This window comes from Bacillus sp. FSL K6-1560, assembly GCF_038592935.1.
In the GTDB taxonomy this organism is placed as follows: domain Bacteria; phylum Bacillota; class Bacilli; order Bacillales; family Bacillaceae; genus Bacillus; species Bacillus subtilis.
Genome location: NZ_CP151946.1, coordinates 1 through 11,270, shown reverse-complemented (window position 1 = coordinate 11,270; position 11,270 = coordinate 1). Strand labels below are relative to the sequence as shown.

The window sequence follows — 11,270 nt, the reverse complement described above, 5'->3', positions numbered from 1 at the left end:
TTGTGTTACTAATTGAATGTGATGTCTACTGTTATCTAGTTTTCAAAGAACACGTTGGTGGAGCCTAGCGGGATCGAACCGCTGACCTCCTGCGTGCAAAGCAGGCGCTCTCCCAGCTGAGCTAAGGCCCCGTTATATAAGATGGTGGGCCTGAGTGGACTCGAACCACCGACCTCACGCTTATCAGGCGTGCGCTCTAACCAGCTGAGCTACAGGCCCATCTTAACTTATTCAAGGAACAAAGTTCCTTCAAAACTAAACAAGACAGGGAACGTTCTGTTTATAAGACCCAAGGTCTTATATTCCGTAAAATATCCTTAGAAAGGAGGTGATCCAGCCGCACCTTCCGATACGGCTACCTTGTTACGACTTCACCCCAATCATCTGTCCCACCTTCGGCGGCTGGCTCCTAAAAGGTTACCTCACCGACTTCGGGTGTTACAAACTCTCGTGGTGTGACGGGCGGTGTGTACAAGGCCCGGGAACGTATTCACCGCGGCATGCTGATCCGCGATTACTAGCGATTCCAGCTTCACGCAGTCGAGTTGCAGACTGCGATCCGAACTGAGAACAGATTTGTGGGATTGGCTTAACCTCGCGGTTTCGCTGCCCTTTGTTCTGTCCATTGTAGCACGTGTGTAGCCCAGGTCATAAGGGGCATGATGATTTGACGTCATCCCCACCTTCCTCCGGTTTGTCACCGGCAGTCACCTTAGAGTGCCCAACTGAATGCTGGCAACTAAGATCAAGGGTTGCGCTCGTTGCGGGACTTAACCCAACATCTCACGACACGAGCTGACGACAACCATGCACCACCTGTCACTCTGCCCCCGAAGGGGACGTCCTATCTCTAGGATTGTCAGAGGATGTCAAGACCTGGTAAGGTTCTTCGCGTTGCTTCGAATTAAACCACATGCTCCACCGCTTGTGCGGGCCCCCGTCAATTCCTTTGAGTTTCAGTCTTGCGACCGTACTCCCCAGGCGGAGTGCTTAATGCGTTAGCTGCAGCACTAAGGGGCGGAAACCCCCTAACACTTAGCACTCATCGTTTACGGCGTGGACTACCAGGGTATCTAATCCTGTTCGCTCCCCACGCTTTCGCTCCTCAGCGTCAGTTACAGACCAGAGAGTCGCCTTCGCCACTGGTGTTCCTCCACATCTCTACGCATTTCACCGCTACACGTGGAATTCCACTCTCCTCTTCTGCACTCAAGTTCCCCAGTTTCCAATGACCCTCCCCGGTTGAGCCGGGGGCTTTCACATCAGACTTAAGAAACCGCCTGCGAGCCCTTTACGCCCAATAATTCCGGACAACGCTTGCCACCTACGTATTACCGCGGCTGCTGGCACGTAGTTAGCCGTGGCTTTCTGGTTAGGTACCGTCAAGGTACCGCCCTATTCGAACGGTACTTGTTCTTCCCTAACAACAGAGCTTTACGATCCGAAAACCTTCATCACTCACGCGGCGTTGCTCCGTCAGACTTTCGTCCATTGCGGAAGATTCCCTACTGCTGCCTCCCGTAGGAGTCTGGGCCGTGTCTCAGTCCCAGTGTGGCCGATCACCCTCTCAGGTCGGCTACGCATCGTTGCCTTGGTGAGCCGTTACCTCACCAACTAGCTAATGCGCCGCGGGTCCATCTGTAAGTGGTAGCCGAAGCCACCTTTTATGTTTGAACCATGCGGTTCAAACAACCATCCGGTATTAGCCCCGGTTTCCCGGAGTTATCCCAGTCTTACAGGCAGGTTACCCACGTGTTACTCACCCGTCCGCCGCTAACATCAGGGAGCAAGCTCCCATCTGTCCGCTCGACTTGCATGTATTAGGCACGCCGCCAGCGTTCGTCCTGAGCCAGGATCAAACTCTCCGATAAATGGATCACAGGTTAAGTTCACCGCATCCTGCGGCGACACCTGTGTGACCTGCGTCGTGCAGGCCCTAGTTTGACTGACTACGCACATCGCTGTGCGATTTATAAAAATGAATTAACAGGTACGTTTTGTCTTGTTTAGTTTTCAAAGAACTTTGTGTGCTTCTCTCGAAGCGACTACTTAATAGTAACATTTTTAGTTAACTAGGTCAATACTTTTTTGAAAAAGTTTTTACTAGTCATAATGGTCATGCTTGTGTCTTTAAAAAGACAACAGAAATGATTATACCATAATTTTTATGACTGTAAAGGGTTATGACACAAAAAAGCGCAGCTATTTCAGCTGCGCTTTTTCTCACACTTCTTCTTGTTCTTCTTCATTCTCATCTTCTTCGTTTTTCTCTACTAAAGCTACTGTAGCAACATGCTCTTCTTCTGCCATTCTGATGAGACGCACACCTTGAGTGACACGTCCGGTGATGGAGATATCATTGATGTCCATTCTGATGAGTACGCCGCTAGCTGTAATAATCATTAGATCCTCTTCACCTTTAGTAGCTTTCACTGCTACTAGTTGGCCGTTGTTCTCGGTGATTTTCGCTGTTTTGAGTCCTTTTCCGCCCCGGCTTTGGGTTCTGTACTCTTCAGCCGGAGTTCGTTTTCCGTACCCTTTTTCAGTTACGATAAGGACGTGTGATTCTTCCTCTAATATCTCCATGCCGACAACAACGTCGTCATCCGTCAGGGTGATGCCTTTTACGCCCGCCGCAGTTCTTCCCATCTCCCGGACATCTGTTTCAGGGAAACGGATCAGTAAACCGTTTTTCGTTCCAATGATGATTTGTTTTGTGCCGTCAGTCAGACGTACACCCATCAGTTCATCATCTTCACGAAGACTCAGAGCGATTAGACCATTGTTGCGGATATTAGCGAATTGAGATAGCGATGTTCGTTTTGAAACCCCATGCTTTGTAGTGAAGAAAAGGTAAAGCTCCGCATTGAATTCCGTGACTGGAATAATCGCGTTGATCCACTCACCCTTTTCTACCTCCAGCAGGTTAATAATCGGGATTCCTTTTGCCGTTCTGCCGTATTCAGGGATTTCATACCCTTTTGCACGATACACTTTCCCCTTGTTCGAGAAGAAGAGAATCGTGTCATGAGTTGACGTAGAGATCAAATGCTCAACGAAATCATCTTCGTTTGTTCCCATACCTTGTACACCTTTTCCGCCTCGTTTTTGACTGCGGTAAGTTGATGCAGGAAGACGTTTGACGTATCCGTTGTGCGTCAGAGTAACTACGATATTTTCTCTCTCGATGAGATCTTCATCTTCAATTGTCTCCAGTCCAGAAGTGACGATCTCAGTACGTCTTTCATCGTTAAAACGCTCTTTGATTTCCGTGAGTTCTTCACGAATGATCTCAAGCACTTTATATTCATTTGCCAAGATGTCTTTTAGCTCTGCAATTAATTTAACAAGAGATTGGTATTCTTCTTCTATCTTTTCACGTTCCAGTCCCGTTAAACGCTGGAGCCTCATATCAAGGATCGCTTGTGCTTGCTTCTCTGTCAGTGAGAATTGTTCAATTAAACCTGTTCTCGCAATTTCAGCCGTTTGAGAATTACGGATAAGGGAGATAACTGCATCGAGATGATCCAGTGCAACTCTCAATCCTTCCAGGATATGAGCTCTCGCTTCCGCTTTACGCAATTCATAAGCAGTACGGCGTCTAATGACAACTTTTTGATGGTCAAGGTAATGCTCTAGGCATTGCTTAAGAGTTAAAACTTTCGGCTGGCCATCAACAAGTGCAAGCAGGTTGATGCCAAAAGATGTTTGTAGAGCAGTTTGTTTGTACAGATTGTTTAAGATGACATTTGCATTGGCGTCGCGTCTGATTTCAATGACAATTCTCATACCTGTACGATCTGACTCATCACGCAGATCTGTGATACCCTCTATCTTTTTGTCCCTTACGAGATCAGCAATTTTCTCAATTAATTTCGCCTTATTCACTTGGTAAGGTAACTCTGTAACGATAATTCTTTCTTTACCCGAAGATGTTTGTTCGATCTCAGCTTTTGCCCGGATCGTGATAGAGCCTCGGCCTGATTCGTATGCTTTCCGGATACCGCTGCGTCCCAAGATTTGACCCGCGGTCGGGAAATCAGGCCCTGGAATGACTTCCATAAGCTCTGGAATTGTAATGTCCGGATTCTCACTGACAGCAAGTACACCGTCAATGATTTCTCCCAGCTGGTGCGGAGGAATGTTTGTTGCCATACCTACCGCAATGCCGGCAGCACCGTTCACGAGCAGATTCGGGAACCTTGAAGGCATAACGACAGGTTCTCTTTCTGACCCGTCATAGTTATCCTGGTAATCGATTGTGTCTTTTGTGATGTCACGAAGAATCTCCATTGAGATTTTAGACATTCTTGCTTCTGTATAACGCATGGCCGCCGCTGAGTCTCCGTCAACAGAACCGAAGTTTCCATGACCGTCAACGAGCATATAACGGTAGTTGAAATCCTGAGCCATTCTGACCATGGATTCATATACCGCTGAATCACCGTGCGGGTGGTATTTCCCGATAACTTCTCCAACGATACGCGCGGATTTTTTATAAGGCTTGTCACTTGTCATGCCTAAATCATTCATTGCATACAAAATCCGTCTATGAACCGGTTTTAAACCGTCTCGAACATCCGGAAGAGCACGGGACACGATAACGCTCATTGCATAATCCAAGAAGGACGTACGCATTTCCTGACTGATATTTATTTCACGAACTTGTGGTGTGTTTTGTTCACTCATTAAAAAACCTCCCTGAAGTATCACATGAAATATGTGGGAGTAGATTGTCCATTATGACCTTCAATACGATTTCACTATTCTCCATTATATCAATAAACTTATGATTATACACATTAAATTGCTAGAATATATAGGTATTGCAAGCATTGCTGCATCTGATCTTGTTCAGAAAAAAGCCTTATTTCTTATTGGAAATAAGGCTTTTTATGATTAGATGTCAAGATTTTTAACGTATCTCGCATTCGCTTCTATGAAGTTTCGGCGCGGTTCTACCTTGTCGCCCATAAGCATTTCAAAAGTCTCGTCCGCATCCATTGCATCTTCAAGAGTTACCTGAAGAAGTGTTCTGGAACTAGGATCCATGGTTGTCTCCCATAGCTGGGTGGCATTCATTTCACCAAGACCTTTGTAACGCTGCAGTCCAGGCTTAGGCGTTTGAGGAAGAGTTTTTAACAGCTCTTCCAGCTCCTTGTCATTGTACGCATATTCAACGCGTTTCCCCTGTTGAACCTTGTAGAGCGGCGGCTGCGCAATGTACACGTAGCCATTTTCGATAATTTGGCGCATATATCTGTAAAAGAACGTTAACAGCAGTGTTCTGATGTGCGCGCCGTCAACATCGGCATCTGTCATAATGACAACTTTGTGGTAACGGGCTTTCTCAAGGTTGAAGTCTTCCCCAATACCTGTGCCGAGCGCTGTGATCATAGAGCGAACTTCGTTGTTAGAAAGGATTTTATCCAGTCTGGCCTTTTCAACGTTTAGGATTTTACCTCTAAGCGGCAAAATGGCTTGGAAATGTCTGTCGCGTCCTTGTTTAGCAGATCCTCCGGCAGAGTCGCCCTCTACGATATATAACTCGGAGATGCTCGGATCTTTTGAAGAGCAGTCCGCTAACTTACCGGGCAAGTTGGAAATTTCCAAAGCACTCTTACGACGTGTTAGTTCACGGGCTTTTTTCGCAGCCATTCTTGCTCTTGCCGCCATTAAGCCTTTATCGACAATTTTTTTGGCTGCATCTGGATTTTCCAGCATAAATGTTTCCATCGCCGTAGAAAATAACGTATCGGTGATCGTCCGTGCTTCTGAGTTGCCCAGCTTTGTTTTCGTTTGGCCCTCAAACTGCGGATCAGGGTGTTTGATTGAAATAATCGCTGTCAGCCCTTCCCTTACGTCATCTCCGCTTAGGTTTGGATCATTTTCTTTAATAAGCCCTTTTTTTCTGGCGTAATCGTTGATAACACGAGTCAGGCCCGTTTTGAAGCCAGCTTCATGGGTACCGCCTTCGTACGTGTTAATGTTGTTTGTAAACGAGTAAATGTTGCTTGTGTAGCTGTCATTGTATTGCAAAGCCACTTCAACCGTAATGCCGTCCTTTTCGCCTTCAATGTAAATCGGCTCTTCATGGACAACCTCTTTAGAGCGGTTTAAATACTCTACATAACTTTTAATTCCGCCTTCGTAATGGTATTCATTTTTGCGCTCTTGTCCTTCACGTTTATCTTCAATCGTGATGTTTACGCCCTTTGTTAAAAAGGCTAATTCACGCACGCGGTTGGCAAGCAGATCGTAATCATACTCGGTTGTTTCTGAGAAAATTTCAGGGTCCGGGACAAAATGTGTCGTCGTTCCTGTATGATCCGTTTCGCCAATGATTTCAAGGTCTGTAACCGGAACTCCGCGTTTATAGGTTTGGCGGTGAATTTTACCGTCACGGTGAACCGTCACATCAAGCTCTGTTGATAGTGCGTTTACGACCGACGCACCTACACCGTGTAATCCTCCGGATACTTTATAGCCGCTTCCGTCAAATTTTCCTCCGGCATGAAGCACCGTCATAATGACTTCTACCGCAGGACGGCCCATTTTTTCATGAATACCGACTGGAATACCGCGGCCATTATCTACAACCGTGATACTGTTGTCTTTTTCGATTTGGATATTGATATCCGTGCAATAACCGGCGAGGGCTTCGTCAATACTATTGTCGACAATTTCCCATACCAGGTGGTGAAGGCCTTTACTGTTTGTCGAACCGATATACATCCCCGGTCTTTTACGAACAGCTTCCAATCCTTCTAGTACCTGTATCTGATTTTCATCATAACTGTTTTGCTGCTGTTCCATAGCCACGTCATTCACCTACACTTTTCTAAACGATATATTCGTGATAAAAAATTTCTAAGAATCTATTTCAAACATAAATTGCGCACGTTTTTTTAATGTGCTGGAAGATAAGGGAGAGTAATATATATTCTGAACCGTGACTACGATAGATTTGGGCGTGCCGTTTACGGAAGGCACCACCTTGTGTTTCTGTTTTTTCAGAAATTCTTCAACAATAGGCGACATGTTGGCTTTAAAGTCAAAAATGCCGACAATATCTCGTGTTGAAACCACAAAGTCATCACCTAAATGAATATACAATTGCTCACCTCATTTCTTCACTTCACTAACGCACCATTTTGCACACGGAACATTCCTGCTTGACGTAAGGTTTCGTGATCAATGCCATCAACGCTTGTCGTTGTGACAAACGTTTGTACACGGCCTTGGATCGTATGAAGCAAGTGTGACTGGCGATAATCATCCAGTTCACTCAGTACATCATCCAATAGTAAAATGGGATATTCTCCGATTTCTTCATGGATCAGGTCAATCTCCGCCAGCTTAAGGGACAACGCCGTCGTTCGCTGCTGTCCTTGAGAACCATACGTCTGCACATCGCGTCCGTTCACATAGAAAAGAACATCATCGCGATGAGGCCCTGACAGCGTCACACCACGCTCAATTTCTTTTTCTCTTAATTTAGAAAACGCTTCTTGATAGCTATCTCCTATTTTCGACAAATCTAGGGGATCTGATACATCAAGAGCTGTATGGTATTTCAGCGTCAGTTCTTCAAGCCCTCTTGAGATGCCTGCATGGATGGGCTGCGCCCATTTCTCGAGCTGTGCTGTAAACTGCAGGCGTTTTACGACGACTTTTGCTGCAACTTCTACAAGCTGATCGGTCAGAACATCGAGCATCGTCCGGTCAGTTTGTTTTCTTGTTTGCAGCTGTTTCAAAAAATGATTCCGCTGGGAAAGGATTTTCTGGTAAAGAGAAAGATCATGAAGGTAGACGGGAGAAACCTGTCCGATTTCCATGTCAAGAAACCGCCTTCTCACTTGAGGGCTTCCCTTTACAAGATTTAAATCTTCCGGCGCGAACATAATGGTGTTGAGGGCCCCGACATACTGGCTGAGCTTTTGCTGTTCAATATGATTGACCTTGCCCTTTTTACCCTTTTTGGAGATGACGAGCTGCATCGGGATCGCCCCGTTTTGCTTCATCACTCTTCCCTCTATTTTAGCATAGTCTTTGTCCCACCGTATAAGTTCTTTGTCATTTGATGTCCGGTGCGATTTCGCCATGGACAAGACATAGATCGCCTCCATGAGGTTTGTCTTCCCCTGGGCGTTTTCTCCGATGATCACATTTACTTTATTTTCAAATTGAAGTTCAGCATGGTCGTAGTTGCGGTAAGATGTCAGTTCTAAGTTCTGGATATACAATCAGTGTCACCCGCTTTAATTGACGACTTGAAATGAACCAAATCCTTCAATCTCTACCACATCTCCAACATACAGCTTTCTGCCCCGGCGGTTGTCCGGCTCATCGTTCACAAGCACTTCATGCTCGCTTAAAAACCACTTCGCCATACCGCCAGACTGAATCACATCGGCTAATTTTAAGAATTGTCCGAGTGGAATCATCTCTGTATCAATTGAAATCGGATTTGCCATTATATCGACCTCTTTCAAATATCACTAATATCTAATTGTACTAAAAAAAAACGAATTAGGGAAAGGGAAAACTTGTCGGAGCAGATACCGAATAGAAAAGCTGCCGACGAGTCGGCAGCAGTGTATCGGATTAATAGGTTCTGACAGGAAGGATAAGCTGTACAATCGTTTCATCATTCGGCGTGCGAATTAAGAAAGGTCTCATTGCGCCTGTAAAGCTTACGCGTATTTCTGCTCCTTCAAGCACCTTTAGTGCATCCAGCATATATTTTGGACTAAAAGAGATATTTAATTCCTCACCTTCAATTTGATCCGCAGCAATTGCTTCCACAACTTTACCGATTTCTGGAGAATTGGAAGAAATTTCAATGGATTCAGCCGGTTTTGCGGACAGTTTTACAACGTTGTTGCGTCCCTCTCTAGCTAAAAGAGATGCACGATCAATGGCCTGAAGGAATTCTTTTGTGTTCACAATGATTTCTGTTTTGCTGTCTTGCGGAATCAGGCTGGTTGTGTCTGGATAATTCCCGTCCAGAAGCCGTGAGAAGAATAAGACGTTTTTCGCTTTAAACAGAACTTGGGTTTCTGTGATGACGATATCTACAAGTTCCTGGTTGTCATCTAAAATCTTGCTGAGTTCAGTTAAACTTTTTCCCGGAATCACGACGTTATAAGATCTGTCTTCTGGAATATCAAGTTTCGCCTTTCTTAAAGCAAGACGGTGGCTATCCGTTGCAGTGCATAATAATTCACTTTGCTCCACTTTCCAGTTTACACCTGTCAAGATAGGGCGTGTTTCTGAGGTGGACACTGCAAATACTGTTTGTCTGATTAGATTTTTTAACAAATCAGTTGGGATCTGAATCGCATGATGCTCTTCAATCTGCGGCAAGTGCGGATACTCATCAGCATCCAGTCCGTTTAGATTAAATTCAGCTTTACCAGAACGGATAATCGTCAAATACTGATTTTGGACTTCGATTTCTACAGTTGCCATCGGCAATTTTTTTACAATTTCACTAAAAAAGCGAGCCTGTAAAACGATACTTCCGGGCTGTTCAATAGTGACGATTTCTTTATCTCCTTCTTCTTTTGGAATGAAGGATTCAATAGAAATATCTGAGTCACTCCCTGTAAAGGATACTCCATCATCTGATGCAACAATTTTAATACCAGTCAGAATGGGAATCGTGGTTCTGGATGAAACTGCTTTTAATACATCTTGGACACTTTCAACAAGACGATCTTTTTGAATCGTGAATTTCATTTTTATCCTCCTAACGGATAATGTATTAATATATATATTTATAAAAAATAGTAGAAGTAATAGTAGGGTCTGTGGATTTGTGGATAAGTTGTGAAAAAGACAGGAAACACAGCCTATCCACATGTGGACAGACTGTGTATGACTTCCGAAAAGTTATTCACACTTTCCCCGCTTCCCCGGTCCTGCTATTTAAGCTGTTCTTTAATTTCTTTTACATGCTGCTGAAGCTGTTCATCATCTGCCAGCAGTTTTGAAATTTTTTCATGCGCATGAATAACGGTCGTATGATCACGTCCTCCAAACTCTTCACCGATTTTAGGAAGAGAGGAATCAGTCATTTCCCTTGATAAGTACATGGCGATTTGACGCGGAAAAGCTACTGACTTTGTCCGTTTTTTTGCTTTGAAATCCTCGAGTTTAATATTAAATTGCTGGCCTACTACCCTCTGAATTTCCTTTATCGTAATGACTTTCGGTTTTGAGGAAGGAATAATATCTTTCAACGCCTCAGCGGCCAGATCAGCATTAATATCTTTATTAATTAAAGATGAATAAGCGACAACTCTGATTAATGCTCCTTCGAGTTCCCGAATATTGCTGTCGATTTGATTCGCGATGTAAAGCATAACCTCGTTCGGAATATCGAGGCCTTCTGCTTTGGCTTTTTTTCTTAAAATTGCAATTCTCGTTTCTAGATCAGGCGGTGTGATATCTGTAATAAGTCCCCATTCAAAACGTGAGCGCAATCTGTCCTCAAGTGTCGGAATTTCCTTTGGCGGTCGGTCACTTGAAATGACGATTTGTTTGCTTTCTTCGTGCAATGTGTTAAATGTATGGAAAAATTCTTCCTGGGTTTGTTCTTTCCCCGCTAAAAATTGAATATCATCTATCAAAAGCACATCAACATTTCGATAGCGATTGCGGAAGTCGACGGCTTTATTATCTCGGATAGAGTTGATGAATTCGTTTGTAAATTTCTCAGAAGACAGATAAACCACTTTGGCAGAAGGATTATGATCTATTACATAATGGCCGATCGCATGCATTAAGTGCGTTTTCCCTAAGCCGACGCCCCCATAGATAAATAAAGGGTTGTAAGCTTTCGCGGGCGCTTCCGCTACTGCGAGGGAAGCAGCATGTGCAAATCGGTTTCCAGATCCGATGACAAAAGTATCAAAAGTATATTTTGGATTGAGCATATTTTGAGGAAAATCAGATGTATCTTCTTTGACCGCTTTTTTGACTTGCGGTTTCGGCATAAAGTCCTCAACATCTTGATTTTGAGGAATGACAAACTTAATGCTCAATTCTTCCCCGGTTAATTCATATATAGTATCTGCAATCAGATGCAAGTATCTGGACTCCAGCCAGTCTCTGGCAAATTCATTGGGAGCCGTGATTGTTAATGTATCGCCTTGCAGTGAGTGGGCTTTGGTTGACTTCATCCAAGTCTCAAAACTCGGTTTGCTCAACTTTTTTTCGATTTGAGCAAGGGCTTGGTTCCACAGGTCTAATATATTTTCCAT

7 protein-coding genes, 2 tRNA genes and 1 rRNA gene are annotated in these 11,270 nt (G+C 44.4%); all 10 read right to left on the bottom strand.

The window, feature by feature from the left end:
• Positions 1-55: 55 nt before the first annotated feature.
• A tRNA-Ala gene (locus NYE22_RS00050) sits at positions 56-131 on the bottom strand.
• 11 nt (positions 132-142) lie between these two features.
• A tRNA-Ile gene (locus tag NYE22_RS00045) sits at positions 143-219 on the bottom strand.
• 102 nt (positions 220-321) lie between these two features.
• Positions 322-1,871: ribosomal RNA gene (locus NYE22_RS00040) — 16S ribosomal RNA — on the bottom strand.
• Positions 1,872-2,223: 352 nt separating this feature from the next.
• Positions 2,224-4,689 (bottom strand): DNA topoisomerase (ATP-hydrolyzing) subunit A, encoded by a 2,466-nt coding sequence (gene gyrA / locus NYE22_RS00035; RefSeq protein ID WP_003244540.1) that lies wholly within the window; start codon positions 4,687-4,689, stop codon positions 2,224-2,226.
• 210 nt (positions 4,690-4,899) lie between these two features.
• On the bottom strand, positions 4,900-6,816 hold the full coding sequence (gene gyrB / locus NYE22_RS00030) for a DNA topoisomerase (ATP-hydrolyzing) subunit B (RefSeq protein ID WP_003226808.1): 1,917 nt from the start codon (positions 6,814-6,816) through the stop codon (positions 4,900-4,902).
• A gap of 54 nt (positions 6,817-6,870) precedes the next feature.
• Positions 6,871-7,116 carry an extracellular matrix regulator RemB gene (gene remB / locus NYE22_RS00025; RefSeq protein ID WP_003219266.1) on the bottom strand — a complete coding sequence of 82 codons (246 nt, stop codon included), beginning with the start codon at positions 7,114-7,116 and terminating at the stop codon, positions 6,871-6,873.
• Positions 7,117-7,133: 17 nt separating this feature from the next.
• The gene (recF, locus tag NYE22_RS00020; RefSeq protein ID WP_003243515.1) at positions 7,134-8,246 is read right to left on the bottom strand and encodes a DNA replication/repair protein RecF; all 1,113 of its coding nucleotides are present in this window, start codon (positions 8,244-8,246) and stop codon (positions 7,134-7,136) included.
• Between the two features lie 15 nt (positions 8,247-8,261).
• Positions 8,262-8,477, bottom strand: a complete 216-nt coding sequence (gene rlbA, locus NYE22_RS00015) for a ribosome maturation protein RlbA (protein WP_342412220.1) — start codon at positions 8,475-8,477, stop codon at positions 8,262-8,264.
• 130 nt (positions 8,478-8,607) lie between these two features.
• Positions 8,608-9,744: a DNA polymerase III subunit beta gene (gene dnaN, locus NYE22_RS00010; protein ID WP_003226811.1), complete on the bottom strand. Its 1,137-nt coding sequence runs from the start codon at positions 9,742-9,744 to the stop codon at positions 8,608-8,610.
• A gap of 185 nt (positions 9,745-9,929) precedes the next feature.
• Positions 9,930-11,270 (bottom strand): chromosomal replication initiator protein DnaA, encoded by a 1,341-nt coding sequence (dnaA, locus tag NYE22_RS00005; RefSeq protein ID WP_003242674.1) that lies wholly within the window; start codon positions 11,268-11,270, stop codon positions 9,930-9,932.